At 65.9% G+C, this 13,215-nt stretch carries 14 protein-coding genes; 8 read left to right on the top strand and 6 right to left on the bottom strand.

Annotated features, from left to right (window positions below; translation table 11 throughout):
* Positions 1 to 132: 132 nt before the first annotated feature.
* Together OG707_RS09115 and OG707_RS09110 are read left to right on the top strand one after the other, a co-directional pair.
* A complete protein-coding gene (locus OG707_RS09115) occupies positions 133 to 765 on the top strand; it encodes a TOPRIM nucleotidyl transferase/hydrolase domain-containing protein (protein WP_329116266.1) in 633 nt (210 codons plus the stop codon).
* Between the two features lie 85 nt (positions 766 to 850).
* Positions 851 to 2,173, top strand: coding sequence for a DUF2252 domain-containing protein (locus tag OG707_RS09110; protein ID WP_329116264.1), 1,323 nt, complete (start codon positions 851 to 853; stop codon positions 2,171 to 2,173).
* Positions 2,174 to 2,175: 2 nt separating this feature from the next.
* Here the strand turns inward: OG707_RS09110 and OG707_RS09105 are convergent, their stop codons facing one another.
* Together OG707_RS09105 and OG707_RS09100 are read right to left on the bottom strand one after the other, a co-directional pair.
* Positions 2,176 to 2,475: a hypothetical protein gene (locus OG707_RS09105; protein ID WP_329116262.1), complete on the bottom strand. Its 300-nt coding sequence runs from the start codon at positions 2,473 to 2,475 to the stop codon at positions 2,176 to 2,178.
* Positions 2,476 to 2,570: 95 nt separating this feature from the next.
* Positions 2,571 to 3,161: a leucine-rich repeat domain-containing protein gene (locus OG707_RS09100; RefSeq protein ID WP_329116260.1), complete on the bottom strand. Its 591-nt coding sequence runs from the start codon at positions 3,159 to 3,161 to the stop codon at positions 2,571 to 2,573.
* Positions 3,162 to 3,422: 261 nt separating this feature from the next.
* Here OG707_RS09100 and OG707_RS09095 point away from each other — a divergent pair, with 261 nt between their 5' ends.
* Complete coding sequence (locus OG707_RS09095) at positions 3,423 to 3,950, top strand: ferredoxin (RefSeq protein ID WP_329116258.1); 528 nt, start codon at positions 3,423 to 3,425, stop codon at positions 3,948 to 3,950.
* A 126-nt stretch (positions 3,951 to 4,076) separates the two neighbouring features.
* The gene (locus OG707_RS09090) at positions 4,077 to 4,616 is read left to right on the top strand and encodes an NUDIX hydrolase (protein ID WP_329116256.1); all 540 of its coding nucleotides are present in this window, start codon (positions 4,077 to 4,079) and stop codon (positions 4,614 to 4,616) included.
* A gap of 4 nt (positions 4,617 to 4,620) precedes the next feature.
* Here OG707_RS09090 and OG707_RS09085 read toward each other — a convergent pair whose 3' ends face one another.
* Positions 4,621 to 5,931: a helix-turn-helix domain-containing protein gene (locus tag OG707_RS09085; protein ID WP_443071295.1), complete on the bottom strand. Its 1,311-nt coding sequence runs from the start codon at positions 5,929 to 5,931 to the stop codon at positions 4,621 to 4,623.
* 201 nt (positions 5,932 to 6,132) lie between these two features.
* Here OG707_RS09085 and OG707_RS09080 point away from each other — a divergent pair, with 201 nt between their 5' ends.
* The 4 genes from OG707_RS09080 to OG707_RS09065 all read left to right on the top strand — a co-directional run bounded on the left by OG707_RS09080 (position 6,133) and on the right by OG707_RS09065 (position 8,651).
* Positions 6,133 to 6,534, top strand: a complete 402-nt coding sequence (locus OG707_RS09080; RefSeq protein WP_329116252.1) for an ATP-binding protein — start codon at positions 6,133 to 6,135, stop codon at positions 6,532 to 6,534.
* A complete protein-coding gene (locus tag OG707_RS09075; RefSeq protein ID WP_329116250.1) occupies positions 6,522 to 7,631 on the top strand; it encodes a radical SAM protein in 1,110 nt (369 codons plus the stop codon). Before OG707_RS09080 ends, OG707_RS09075 begins: the two co-directional genes overlap by 13 nt.
* A gap of 3 nt (positions 7,632 to 7,634) precedes the next feature.
* Positions 7,635 to 7,769: a hypothetical protein gene (locus OG707_RS09070; protein WP_329116248.1), complete on the top strand. Its 135-nt coding sequence runs from the start codon at positions 7,635 to 7,637 to the stop codon at positions 7,767 to 7,769.
* A gap of 78 nt (positions 7,770 to 7,847) precedes the next feature.
* Positions 7,848 to 8,651, top strand: coding sequence for an aminoglycoside phosphotransferase (locus tag OG707_RS09065; RefSeq protein ID WP_329116246.1), 804 nt, complete (start codon positions 7,848 to 7,850; stop codon positions 8,649 to 8,651).
* 111 nt (positions 8,652 to 8,762) lie between these two features.
* Here the strand turns inward: OG707_RS09065 and OG707_RS09060 are convergent, their stop codons facing one another.
* From OG707_RS09060 to glnA, 3 genes are all read right to left on the bottom strand, one after another.
* Complete coding sequence (locus tag OG707_RS09060) at positions 8,763 to 9,176, bottom strand: hypothetical protein (protein ID WP_329116244.1); 414 nt, start codon at positions 9,174 to 9,176, stop codon at positions 8,763 to 8,765.
* Positions 9,177 to 9,800: 624 nt separating this feature from the next.
* Positions 9,801 to 10,667, bottom strand: a complete 867-nt coding sequence (locus tag OG707_RS09055; RefSeq protein ID WP_329116242.1) for a hypothetical protein — start codon at positions 10,665 to 10,667, stop codon at positions 9,801 to 9,803.
* Positions 10,668 to 11,690: 1,023 nt separating this feature from the next.
* On the bottom strand, positions 11,691 to 13,100 hold the full coding sequence (gene glnA / locus OG707_RS09045; protein WP_329116240.1) for a type I glutamate--ammonia ligase: 1,410 nt from the start codon (positions 13,098 to 13,100) through the stop codon (positions 11,691 to 11,693).
* Between the last annotated feature and the right edge of the window lie 115 nt (positions 13,101 to 13,215).

Here is a 13,215-nt window from a genome sequence, read left to right as displayed (position 1 = left end):
CAGAGTGGTTGGGGTCCGAAGTCCGGGCGGAGTGCGCCGCCCGGCCTCCGGATGACTTCAGCTTGCCGGGCCGCGCCGAGGGGGTCGATTACTCCCGAGGTAATGGGCCCCGGACCTGCGAGACTTGTGCTCATGGATCAGACAACCCGTTTCACCAGAGCGGCGGTTGCCTGGGCCGCGGGAGGCGCGGACGCCCCGGCGGCCGCGACGGCGGCACAGGAACTGGCCGCCACCGAGGCCCTGCGTACGGTCGTGCTCGTCGAGGGCGTCAGCGACTGCGCGGCGGTGGAGGCACTGGCCGTACGCCACGACCGGAACCTCGCCGAGGAGGGCGTCGCCGTCGTCCCGCTCGGCGGCGCGACGAGCATCGCCCGCTTCCTGGCGCTGATCGGCCCCGGCGGCCTGGACCTCGCACTGGCGGGCCTCTGCGACGCGGGGGAGGAGCCCTACTTCCGCCGCGCCCTGACCGAAGCCGGAGCGGACCCGACCGGTTTCTACGTCTGCGACGCGGACCTGGAGGACGAACTGATCCGGGCCCTGGGCCCCGCCGAGGTCGAGCAAGTCATCGCGATCGAGGGCGAGTTGCGCCAGCTCCGTACCTTCCAGAAGCAACCCGCGCAGCGCGGCCGCACCCCCGAACAGCAACTCCGCCGCTTCATGGGCACCCATAGCGGCCGCAAGGCGCAGTACGCCCGCGCCCTGGTCGAAGCCCTGCCCCTCACCCGCGTCCCCCGCCCCCTGGACGCCCTGCTCGCCTACGTCTGACCGGCCCCGAATGGGTGGCTCCGGTTCGCGGGTGCCGAGCACAGGCCTTTGACTTCAAAGACCGACAGCTCAGGACGGGGCACAGATGACGGACTCCGGTCGCGAGGCACGCAAGCTCGTCCCGCGCTCCTCCCAGGGCACCTGGCAGGCACCGAAGGGCCGCCCCGACCCGGTGGCGATCCTGGAGGCCCAGGCCGCGACCAGGGTCGAGGAACTGGTCCCGATCCGCTACGGACGGATGGCGGCGTCCGACTTCGCCTTCCTGCGCGGAGCCCCCGCGATCATGGCCGCCGACCTGGCCTCCACCCCGAACACCGGGCTGACGGTCCAGCTGTGCGGCGACGCGCACCTGTCGAACTTCGGCTTCTTCGCCTCGCCGGAGCGCGCCCTCCTCTTCGACCTGAACGACTTCGACGAGACGCTGCCGGGCCCCTTCGAGTGGGACGTAAAACGCCTGGCCGCCAGCATCGCCGTTGCATCCCGCCAGAACGGCCACACGGAATCAGCAGCCCGCGACGCAGCCCAATCAGCCGCCCACGCCTACCGAGAGCACATGCGCGACCTGGCAGGCCGAGGCGAACTGGACGTCTGGTACGAGCGCGTGGACACAGAGGACCTGCTCCCCACCATCCGGAAGCGCAACCGCGCGCAGGCACAACAGATGCTGGCGAAGGCCCGCACCCGCACCAGCCTGCACGCACTCCGCAAGCTCACGGAGGAAGGCCCGGACGGCACCCCGCGCATCAAACAGGAGCCCCCGCTCCTGCAACCGATCAACAAGAGCGACCTGGGCCTGGTCCACGACGCATTCGAGAACTACCTGCGGAGCATGTCGGAGGAGCGCCGCCAACTCCTCGACCGCTTCCGCCTGGTCGACGCGGCGATGAAGGTGGTCGGCGTAGGCAGCGTAGGCACACGCTGCTTCGTCGTACTCCTGGCCGGCAAGACGCGGGACGACCCGCTGATGCTCCAGATCAAAGAGGCCGAAAAATCGGTCCTAGCCGCACACCTGACCCCAGCCCGCCACCCCCACCAGGGCGAACGCGTCGTAGCCGGCCAACGCCTGCTCCAAGCAGCCAACGACATCTTCCTCGGCTGGGCCACAGGCCCCGCGGGCCGCTTCTTCTACTGGCGCCAACTCCGCGACATGAAGGGCTCGGTGGAGATCGAGAGCCTGGACGCGAAGATGCTCTTCCGCTACGCCGAGATCTGCGGCCGCACCCTGGCCCGCGCCCACGCCCGCTCGGGCTCACGTACGGAGATCGCCGCCTACCTGGGCCGCAGCGACAGCTTCGACCGAGCGATCGCCTCCTGGTCGATCGCCTACGCGGCCCAGACCAGCACAGACCACGCGGCCCTGCTCACAGCGATCGAGCAGGGCCGCGTCAAGGCCGTCACCGACGTCTGACCTCAGTGGTCGTCCCAGTGCCCGCCGTGATCGGCGTGCCGGTGCCCGTCGTGCACGTAGTCGACGTGATCCCCATGTGGCACGGCAACGTGCCCGCACCCCTCGCCGTGCTGATGAGCATGGCCGTCATGAGCGGCGTGCCCCTCGACCTCGCACTCGTCGACGTGATCGCCGTGCACGCGATGCAGATGCCCGTCGTGCGCATAGTCGACGTGATCGTCGTGCGGCACGGCAACATGCCCGCAACCGGCACCGTGCTGATGGGTGTGCTCGGGATGGGGCGCATGCGCAACGGTACTCAAAGCGGCCTCCGGCCTCTCGTAGGTCCCCGCTCAACGACGACCACCCCGCCCCTGTCACGCAGCGTGGCCATTCGGGTGGCCAGGGCAGAGAGGGGCTAGTGGCGTGGGGGAGGCTGTCTCAGTCCCGGCCGACCGTGGTGCGGTACGGCGACGTAGCCCTCCGCAGGGGTAGGGAGCGCGCCGATGCACTCCGCCGAGCACGCGTTGACGAGCAGCGGCAGTACGTCGGTCGCGACCCCGAGCGATATCCACGCCCGCTGGAGACGGCGGGCCTCCACCGGACCGTCGCAGACGCTGCAACTCGCGATCGGAACCTCCCCGCAGAGCTCTTGGCTGTGGTCGACGAGAGGAAAGGGCGGTCGGTACTTGAAGTTGCCGTACAGGGCACGCGTACTCACAGTGCTCTGGCGCAGCTTGGCGCACCGGGTGATTTCGTACGGGAACCAGTGCAGCCGACGTGAGGTGTACGGGCTGAATTCCTCCAGGCTCTTCATCATCCCGATCTCGGGTGGAACTCGCGTCACATTGCTGCCGTACAGAACGAACTGTTTGACCTCGGTCAGCCTGGCGATGGCCGACGGAAGCGTGACGACCTGGCGCCGCTCACTCGGGCTCAGCTCGACCAGCGGCTTGAACACCTCCCGGCCATCGGCCACGGCTTCGTCGATCAGCTCCAGCAGGTGCACCCAGCCAGGCGCCGCAGTGTCCTGTTGCCCAGTGTGGAAGTCGACTTGAGTCCGTCCGCGCCGGTCGACGCAATCGCACCGGTCGTGGTCGCTGGCACGCTCACCCGGCCCCACCGCGTCTGCCCATCGATTGCTGAACAACCTCGGCTGCTCTCCCTCACCCATTGCGTCAAGATACGGAACCCCTGAGCGCAAGACCAGGCGCTACGGTCCTGAGGGACTGTCCGCTGTCTACGTCCGGCCCCTGGATACCCTTCTTTCATGACGCTCAGCTTCGATCCGGTGGCCCTGCTCGGCGACGCGCGCGAGGTCTTTCAAGGCCAGTGGAGTGAACGGAAATGGCTCAATGTGCCTGGACCGTTCTACGGCGCCGAGACTGACAACTGCGGCACCGGTCGACTCCATGCACCAGCACTGGTGCTCTATGAAGCCGAATACTTCGCTGAGTACGTCTATCGCCAGCCTCGGACGCGGGAGCAGCTCCAGTACCTGGTCGACGCTGCCGAGGCGGATCCCTTCTCCGGATACGGCTGTGATGGCGACGACCACTGGACGCCGGCAACCGTGCGGGAATGGTGGCGCGACAGAGCACGGATCCAGGAGTACCTGGCGCATTGGCGTGGCGAATGGGAGGCCGATGACGAAAAGTCCGGACAGGGTACGGCCGCCGCTGTGCGTGATTACGCGGCTTACATCGATGGCGAGTTGGCCGCCCATCTGCAGACCTATCTCTTCTGGCTCGACGAGCGGCGTGCCCCGACACGCACGGACCGCCTGCCGCAGCTCTGACGGTCACGCTTCAGCGCTTGCCGCTCGGCTCAGGCAACCGGCGCGGACAATGATGCCCAGACCAGGCGGACGGATTCTCGTCAGAGTGACATGCTGAAGTCCTCACAAGTCAAGGGAGTTGGGCTCATGCAGTGGACCGTCCATGGCGAGCGGCAGATCTACAGCAATCCGTGGGTCAACCTGTGGCTTGTGGACGTTCAGCAGCCCGACGGGCGGCGGTGGGAGCACCATGTCGTCCGAATGCGGCACTTGGCTGTGGCCGCCGTGGTCGACGAGCAGAAGCGCGTACTGATGATGTGGCGTCACCGGTTCATCACCGACACCTGGGGCTGGGAACTCCCGATGGGCCTCATCGAGGCCGACGAGACCCCTGAGCAGGCGGCCGCCCGAGAGGTCGAGGAGGAAACCGGGTGGCGGGTGGAGGGTGTCAAGCCGCTGGTGTACGCGCAGCCCGCGAACGGCATCACCGACTCCGAGCACTTCGTATTCCGCGCGGAGGCGGCCTCGTACGCCGGTCCGCCGACGGAATTGAACGAATCCGACCGGATCGAGTGGATCCCCATCTCCGAGATCCGAGGCATGATCGACCGGCGTGAGGTGGTCAGCAGCGGCAGCCTGGTCGGCTTGCTGTACCTGCTGCTGGACGAGGCGACCGGCGGGGTGTGAAAGATCAGCCGAGGGAGTCGCGCATGCGCTGCTCGAAGGCGAGAACAGGGGCTTCGCCGGCGTACGGCAGCATTCTGCGATGCAGTTCCTGTACGTGGCCGCTCACTCGGGGGGAGTCGATGGCCGTGGTCAAGTTCAGTGCGAGTTCGGCACTGGTGCACGCCTGGTTGAGCTTGCCTTGCTGGAGTTGGGTGCTGGCCAGCCAGTACGCGTGAAAAGCCCGGCCGCGCTGCTGGTCGGCCTTCTCCCGGCGCAGGCCCTCGGCGATGAGGGGCTCGGCACGGGCTGCTTCGCCGAGGCGAGCGTACGCAATGCCGGTGTCAACGAGGAGCTTGGTCTCGTCGAAGTAGCGCACCCAGCTTGGTGCTTCGGCCTCACGACCGCGTGAGCGTTCGTACTGGTCGCGAGACCGGTCCACCGCCTGATGGCAGGAGCGTGCGTCGCGGAGGACGGCGTGGGCAAACGCTTCGCGCAGGTGCAGCATCGACATGACGAGGGGCTGATCACCCGCGCCGCGGGCCGCGTCCTGGGCGCGGCAGGCCAGGGTGACGGCGTCGTTCGGGTTGCCGTCGTAGGTGGCCAGCAGGCTCATGCAGGACAGTACGTTGGCCATGAACAGGCGGTCGCCGTGCCCGTGGGAGAGCTTGAGCGCCTGGGTGAAGTAGGTGCGGGCGGTGCTGTACTGACGGGCGTCGAAATAGGCCCAGCCAGAGAGGCGCGCCAACTCGGCCGCGATCGCTTGGAGATCGTGTCGTAAGCCGCTCTCGGCGGAGTCGAGGAGTTGGCCGACGTAGCGCAGATGGCCGACGACAGCGGGCCGTAGGGTCGCACCGCCGTGCGAGTTGTCACGCCGCCAGTAGTCCTCGACCGAGGAGTGCAGGGCCGTGAGAGTGGAGCGGGTGACAGGAGCGTCGACCAGCGCAAGCAAACTGTCCAAATCTTTGGCGGGGTCCGTGTGTTGGGACTGTTCCGATACGGGCGGGACGGGCTCGGGCAGCCCTTCCTCGGTGCGGGCCGGAACAGGAATCTCCCAGGGCCGGTGCGCGAGACCGAGCATGGCGCCGGGGATACGCAGGCCATCGGCGACCCGTTCGATCACGTCAATGTGGGCCAAGGCGCGCCGCCCGGCCATGATCTCGCCCACCCGACTCGGCGTCATACCGCACAGCGCGGCGATTCGAGAGGGGTAGATCCCGGCCTTGATCTTGACCAGCCGGAACACGCGGGCGAAGTCCCTGCTGCGACAGGCCTCCCGCCATTCCGCACTGGCCAGCAACTCGGGCGGGAGGGCCCGGTGATCCTCTGGGCGTGTCACCCGTCCCCCTCACTCACCCGTGCGGGCGGAACAGCTCGATACCAACTTCCAGAAATATTACCCACGTTGGGTAATCACGATGGCCTGATCCCGTGACCACCCGTAGCGGTGCACTCGTATCCCACAGCCCGCCCGCGACGAGGGGACGCGATGCACGCGATGACCACGCACGACCCACAAGCCGCTGCCCAACGGTGGCAGATGCAGTTCAGCTCAGTACGGAAGTGCGTCCCGCTCGTCCGCAGCCTCGTAGCCAAGACGCTCACCGTCTGGGGATACGGCCAGGACGACATCGACAAGGTGGTGCTCGTCTGCGGGGAACTGTCCGCCAATGCCGTGGAGCACGGCGGCAGACGCGGACACCGCTTCGAAGTCCGGCTTACCGCCGACGGTTCGCACTGCCTCGTGGAGGTGTCGGACGCCAACCGCACACCACCCCGACTCGTCGAGGCCCGAGAAGATGACGAAGGCGGGCGCGGTCTCCTCCTCGTCACGGCACTCGCCGAGGAGACCGGCCACCACGACCGGAATCCGATCGGCAAGACCGTATGGGCCCGCCTCGTCGTCGACAGTCCCAAGGGGGAGACCACATGCACGAGCTGATTGCCGCCCCGTACCTCGACAACCACCTCCTTGTACGCCCGGGAAGCCCCAAGGCGGCGCGTCTGCCGACCCTCCGGTACGAAGAACTGCGTGCGCAGACCACCTCGGCAGCGCCTGCCTGGCTGACGGATGTGGCCCGACACGCATGGGGCCTGGAGATGAGCGGCAGGGAACTCCGCGAGATCGTCCTTGTGCGCACCCGGTCTCCGTACGGCTATGGACGCGCTTCGTACGAACTGAACCTCGGCTGCAATTACGACTGCGAGCACTGCTATCTGGGACTCAAGCAGTTCGCCGGCCTCGACTGGCCCGAGCGCGAACGTCTTCTCCACACCATCAGGGACGCCGGTGTTCTCTGGCTCCAGCTGACGGGAGGCGAGCCGATGATCGACAAGCTGTTCCCAGAGACGTACCAACTGGCGTACGAGCTGGGCCTCATGGTCGAGATCCTCACCAACGGATCCCGCCTCGCCGCACCGAAGAACCTTGCACTACTCACGCGCCGTCGGCCGAACCGGATCACGCTCAGCTTGTACGGGGCCACCGCCGAGTCCTACGACGGGCTGACCCGCCGCCGGGGTGCATTCCGCATGTTCCTCAAGGGACTGGAGGCTGCGCACGCTGCCGGGCTACCCCTGGACCTGGCCCTGATCATCACGCGGCACAATGCCCATGAAGCGGACCAGATGCGCGCTTTCGCCGACCGATACGGCCTGCCGTACCGCGAGTACACCCACATGTCGCCGACCATCTACGGCGGAGCAGAGACCCTCGCCTCTCAGGCCCCGGACCACCTCATCGACCGTGAACCCTTCAACGGCTGCAACGCCGGCCACACCTTCTTCCACGTCGACCCGCACGGCATGGCCTCCATCTGCAAGGTCGGCCGCGACAATGCGATCCCCCTCATGACCACGGGAGTCGAGGGCCTGAGCCGCCTCGGCGGCATCGCCGACTCCCTGATGCTTCGCACCGGTGGCTGCACCGGCTGTCAGCTGTCCGGCACCTGTCGGGTATGCCGACCGCTGGCCAAGGTCTACCAGGAGGCGAAGGCACCACTGGACAGGTACTGCCAGCACGCGACACCAAGGAGCTGAACCATGACCGCAGTAGCAATCGAGATCACCCCCATCCGCCCGTCCGAGACCGATGAGGAGATCGTCCTCATCGAGGACGTAGACGCCTTCACCACAGCCACAACCTCCGGCTGCGGGGACGACAACCCCTACAACTAATCGTCAAACTCAGGGGCTTCCGGCGGCACATCGCGCCGGAAGCCCCCGTCGCCACGTGCATCTGGAAGCCTGACCGCTATGCCCGCAGCCCCCATCGCCTTCGACGATCTCCCCTCCGAAGTCCGCACAGCCATCGAGGCCGAGATCGGAGAGATCCTGAAGATCGAGAACATCAGCACCGGCCTCAACAGCTCCCTCTCCGCACGCGCATACACCGACAGTGGCACCACGTTCCTCAAAGGACTGCGAACGGACCATCGTTGGGTCTGGACGCAGCAGCGCGAGGCAGACATCAATCCGTATGTCACGCCGCTAGCCCCACGCTTGCTCTTCCACGTCATCGCTGATGGCTGGAACATCCTCGGCTTCGAAGCCATCGACGGCCGCCACGCCAACTACTCACGAGGCTCTCGTGACCTCCCCAAGGTCATTGAGGCCATGCGCCGGCTCGGCGATGTCCCGTGCCCCGACATCGAACTTCGCCAAGCCGAGCAGCGTCTGTCCGGATACGTCGACAACCCAGCGGACGCAGAGGCGTTCAAGGGGGATGCGCTGCTCCACACTGATTGGAACAACCACAACGTCCTCGTCGCGGACGACCGAGCACACCTCGTCGACTGGGGCTGGGCCACCTGCGGAGCAGCCTGGCTCGACCCTGCGCACTGGATCATCTGGCTGATCGCCGCCGGCCACACACCTGAAGAAGCCGAGGCTCAGGCTGCGAAGATCGCCGCATGGGATGAAGCGCCGGTCGAGGGCGTGAATGCATTCGCGGCAGCGAGCGCCAGACTGTGGACCGAGATCGCTGGACGCGCACCGGATGCCTGGACGGGCAAGCTTCAGTCCGGAGCTCGAAAGTGGGACGGTCATCGCAACAAGTGACGGGAGCCCCGACAGGCCAGGGCGCCTACTCGTCAACAGTAGTCGCCCTTCAGGTAGTTGACCGGCCTTCCGTAGTCGAGAAGCTCCGAGTGGCATCCGGAGGTCCAACGGTCAGCCGAAGGCAAGAACGACCCCCTTGCTGACACAGATTCGCAGTACCGTCACGAGGTTCCGAGCATCCTCGATGTGCCGGTCCGCCAGGTCCTCTTCAGAGTCGGCCATGGACACCCACTGCTCAAGAATGTTCTCCAGCCGAGGCAGGATCGCGGCGCAGTCCTCGGGAGCGATGTCCTTGCTGTGGTCATCGGGGTGGTTCAGGAACGGCTCCAGAGAGGTAGAAATCTCCTCCCACTGCCGGTCACCGCCAAATCCCCACATGTCGCCGAGCACGAATCCCTCGGCCTCGGCCAGACGCCGACGGAACTCTGCGAAGGAGCCGTAGGACCAGCAGGCATCTGGGCCCGTGGCGTCGCCGTCGAGCGCGTACAGGCACAGACCCATGTTCCTCCTCCGGTTGCTGCCCATGCTCTGTGCTCCAGGAGCACACCACAAATGAGTTTTGCCAGGCAGGGGTGGGGAGTTGGCCCCGTTCCACGTACACAGAGAGAGAGCGCGCCTCGGCTGGCTGTTCGTACGGCTGGACCAGTCATCCAGCTTGATCCGCAGAGGCCATGGCCCCTCACGGCGAAGGCCGCCACCCCGGAGCGGGGTGGCGGCCTCCGTGCGGAATCCGCGGCCTAGAGGTCGAAGTACATCCGGACGGACCTTCTGACCTGGGTAGATGCCTTCAGCCGGACGGGTCGGTGCACAACGGGTGCACGAGATGACTGTCAGGCGGAGTTACTACGTCCCTTGCGGTTTCGGGGTTGCGGTGGGCTGGGCTTCCTGGTGGTGCGCGGCTTTCGTGCGCCGGCCCCGGTGGTATGGCGGCGGTGCTCCAGGATGGCAATCCACCATGCCAGTCGATCACTGGACTTGTCTGGCATGAGCAGTCGAAGGGCCCGGAGACAGACGTAGATGAGGGTAGTGAATGCGATGATCAGGCAGGCTGCCCACCAGGGCAGGCCAGAGACCAAGGCCCCTAGGATCTCGATCACGACGTGAGTGCTTTCTGTCGGCAACGCAGAGAGATAAACGACGTGGGATCGGTTAGGTGCGTCGCGAGAGAAGGCGGAGCGAAGCGTTTCCGAGTGTGACGGTGAGGTGGTCGTGTGCCGACACTGTCTTGCTTCCAGGAATTCCGATGACTGGATCTGTCATCGACGCGGCCAGGTCGTCCGGGTAGGGGTATGAGTCCCATTGCAGTTCCCAGCTATCACCGGCCCCGTGAAGCTTTCGAATTTCGCCGAGACTTCGCTCGCTGTCGAACCAGCCTCGGCGTCGCAGGGGGTCGTGGAACCAGTTGCCGATTGCCCACCTGCTGCGAGGGTCGCGTGCTGAGATGCGACTTAGGAGGCCAGCAAGCAGACATTGTGCGTGCTCAGTCATGTGAGGCACCCTGGCCAGCTGTTCGAGTTCGTCAGGTGTGAGTGGAGTGGCCATGGTGAAGAAGTCGACGTAGGAGTCGCTTCGTGCACCGACAGGTTTCCCTGATGGATTATCCGTGACTACGAACTGTGCGTCCGTGGGCAGATGCCGCATGATGTAAGTGCCGTACCCACGGTGCTCCTCAACTCGCAGTCCTGGCAGGCCACCTGCTCCGTTGGGCTCTGGGAGGAGGTAGTCGACCACGTTATGGGGAACGTCGGTGATGAGGACCAGGCGATTGAATCGCGGGGACGCCGTGATGGTGTATGCGGAGAGGGCCGCAATGCGCCACCCCGCGGGGGTGCTGTAGTCGTACCCGCGGTTCAGCAAACCGAGTGCGAGTAGTGCGCGTAGCTTTCGTTGCCCGGGGATACAGGCATCCAGCCCGATGGAGTGGTCGCGGGCGACGCCTGCTTTGGCGGCGGCGAACTTCTCGCCGGTGTACAGCGAACGAGTGCGGGCCGCCAAGTTTCGTTGGCTTTCGGGCATGCTTCACCTCACCGCTGCCCGGTCAGCGCATCAGGGCCACATACCTAGTGAAACCGTAGGTCGTCGTCTGCTACGTCGCGGAGTAGGTGCTCCACACCCTGCACAGCTTCCGTGAGTACCGGGCTCACATACTTCTGCTGGCGACCGGGCCTCCGCGGACCGGCAACTAGGCGGAGCGTACACGACGTGTAGCTAGCTTCGCGTCGAGTTGCAGGAAAGCCTAGGCGTGAATGGGAAGTTCGCCTTTCCTGCCGACTTGCGCGAGCGGACAAGAGGGCGCCGCCCAGCGCTTCTACCAGGTCGGCTACCAACTAGCCTGCGAAGCCGACCCCAACGGTCGCGCTGCCTGGATGATGCGCGCCCCCGCCCACCAGGCCCTCAGCCTCAAACAACCCACCACTGCGTCGTCTTGATGCCCACACACGTACGACAGCGCCTTGGTGATCCTCAGGCCGACCGCTTCTGCCTGGCTTGTTATGCAGAATTCCGCCCCCTGCGGACGTCGTGGACCTTCCTGGCCCGTATGGCCATTCTCGCTCCAGAGGTGATGGTGCATCGCCAGATTCGACGAACTACTCCAGGGACTCCTGCTCTGGGTGCTTCGAGGCATCTGGCCACGCCCGTCCGAGCGCCTCTCGCGTTTCGGCTCCGTCAGCTACAGGCTGTTCATTGGGCCTCTTCTGCGTGAGCAGACAGGGCAGTACCTATTGGACGAGGCGTCATGTGCGAGCCGCAAGTCTCTGACTTCGCAGGACGGGATCAGGCGTGATCACCAAGCATCACCCGTCACGATCTTGCAAGCCCTCGTGATGCGTAGGCCTCGGGTGGGGCGATGCCATAAACGAGTGAGGCCGCCACCCCGATGGGAGTGACGGCCTCACTGTTGCTGACGCTGCGTCAGGGGATCGGTCCGGCGGTGCACAAGGGGGAGGAAAGTAGGCGGTAACAGCGACACTGCTGAGCAGTGTGTTCGCAGGTCAACGCTTGTTTCCAGGAACCTCCCAGCTCGCCCCGGCCTGATCTTTAGAGGTCGAAGTACAGCTCGAACTCGTGCGGGTGCGGGCGCAGCTGGATCGGGGCGATCTCGTTCGTGCGCTTGTAGTCGATCCACGTCTCGATCAGGTCCGGCGTGAAGACGCCGCCCGCGAGGAGGTACTCGTGGTCCGCCTCGAGCGCGTCGAGGACGGCCGGGAGCGACGTCGGGACCTGCTGGACGTTGGCGTGCTCCTCGGGAGCCAGCTCGTAGAGGTCCTTGTCGATCGGCTCGGCCGGCTCGATCTTGTTCTTGATGCCGTCCAGGCCCGCCATCATCAGCGCGGAGAACGCGAGGTACGGGTTGGACGACGGGTCCGGGGCGCGGAACTCGACGCGCTTGGCCTTCGGGTTCGAGCCCGTGATCGGGATACGCATGGCCGCCGAGCGGTTGCGCTGCGAGTAGACCATGTTGACCGGGGCCTCGAAGCCGGGGACCAGGCGGTGGTACGAGTTCACCGTCGGGTTGGTGAACGCCAGCAGCGACGGGGCGTGCTTGAGGATGCCGCCGATGTAGTAGCGGGCGATGTCCGAGAGGCCGGCGTAACCCTGCTCGTCGTAGAAGAGCGGGATGCCGCCCTGCCACAGCGACTGGTGGACGTGCATGCCCGAGCCGTTGTCGCCGAAGATCGGCTTCGGCATGAAGGTCGCGGTCTTGCCGTTGCGCCAGGCGACGTTCTTCACGATGTACTTGAAGAGCATCAGGTCGTCGGCCGCGGCGAGCAGCGTGTTGAACTTGTAGTTGATCTCCGCCTGGCCGGCCGTGCCGACCTCGTGGTGCTGGCGCTCGACCTGCAGGCCGGAGGCCTCCAGCTCCAGGGAGATCTCGGCGCGCAGGTCGGCGAAGTGGTCGACCGGCGGGGCCGGGAAGTAGCCGCCCTTGTAGCGGACCTTGTAGCCGCGGTTGTTCTCCGTGGAGCCGCTGTTCCAGGCGCCGGCCTCGGAGTCGATGTGGTAGAAGCTCTCGTTCGCCGACGTCTGGAAGCGGACGTTGTCGAAGACGTAGAACTCGGCCTCGGGACCGAAGTACGCGGTGTCCGCGATACCGGTCGACGCGAGGTAGGCCTCGGCCTTCTTGGCGATGTTGCGCGGGTCGCGGCTGTACTGCTCGCCCGTGATCGGGTCGTGGATGAAGAAGTTGATGTTGACCGTCTTGTCCTTGCGGAAGGGGTCAACACGGGCCGTCGAGAGGTCCGCGCGCAGCGCCATGTCGGACTCGTGGATGGCCTGGAAGCCGCGGATCGACGAACCGTCGAAGGCGAGCTCCTCGTTCGGGTCGAACGCCGCTGCCGGGATCGTGAAGTGCTGCATCACTCCGGGCAGGTCGCAGAACCGTACATCGACGAACTTCACATCGTTGTCGGCGATGAACTTCTTCGCGTCGTCGGCGTTCTGGAACATCCAACTCCTCCTACTCCCGTCCTGGGCGGGACGGGGTTGCAGCTCGTGGTGCATGCGGCCAGTGCGGTGGCACACGCTGGACCCGACCATAGGCACGCGTGATTTCTCAAGCGTG

This window comes from Streptomyces sp. NBC_01465, from assembly GCF_036227325.1.
GTDB lineage: Bacteria > Actinomycetota > Actinomycetes > Streptomycetales > Streptomycetaceae > Streptomyces.
Note: the sequence above shows the minus strand (reverse complement) of the source record. Positions and strands in the feature narration are given on the sequence as shown.

What these genes read in the sequence shown, in the direction of transcription:
- OG707_RS09115 (WP_329116266.1), top strand. Translation starts at nt 133, where the DNA reads ATGGATCAGACAACCCGTTTCACCAGAGCGGCGGTTGCCTGGGCCGCG.
- OG707_RS09110 (WP_329116264.1), top strand. Translation starts at nt 851, where the DNA reads ATGACGGACTCCGGTCGCGAGGCACGCAAGCTCGTCCCGCGCTCCTCC.
- OG707_RS09095 (WP_329116258.1), top strand. Translation starts at nt 3,423, where the DNA reads ATGACGCTCAGCTTCGATCCGGTGGCCCTGCTCGGCGACGCGCGCGAG.
- OG707_RS09090 (WP_329116256.1), top strand. Translation starts at nt 4,077, where the DNA reads ATGCAGTGGACCGTCCATGGCGAGCGGCAGATCTACAGCAATCCGTGG.
- OG707_RS09080 (WP_329116252.1), top strand. Translation starts at nt 6,133, where the DNA reads ATGCAGTTCAGCTCAGTACGGAAGTGCGTCCCGCTCGTCCGCAGCCTC.
- OG707_RS09075 (WP_329116250.1), top strand. Translation starts at nt 6,522, where the DNA reads ATGCACGAGCTGATTGCCGCCCCGTACCTCGACAACCACCTCCTTGTA.
- OG707_RS09070 (WP_329116248.1), top strand. Translation starts at nt 7,635, where the DNA reads ATGACCGCAGTAGCAATCGAGATCACCCCCATCCGCCCGTCCGAGACC.
- OG707_RS09065 (WP_329116246.1), top strand. Translation starts at nt 7,848, where the DNA reads ATGCCCGCAGCCCCCATCGCCTTCGACGATCTCCCCTCCGAAGTCCGC.
- OG707_RS09060 (WP_329116244.1), bottom strand. Translation starts at nt 9,176, where the DNA reads ATGGGCAGCAACCGGAGGAGGAACATGGGTCTGTGCCTGTACGCGCTC.
- OG707_RS09055 (WP_329116242.1), bottom strand. Translation starts at nt 10,667, where the DNA reads ATGCCCGAAAGCCAACGAAACTTGGCGGCCCGCACTCGTTCGCTGTAC.
- glnA (WP_329116240.1), bottom strand. Translation starts at nt 13,100, where the DNA reads ATGTTCCAGAACGCCGACGACGCGAAGAAGTTCATCGCCGACAACGAT.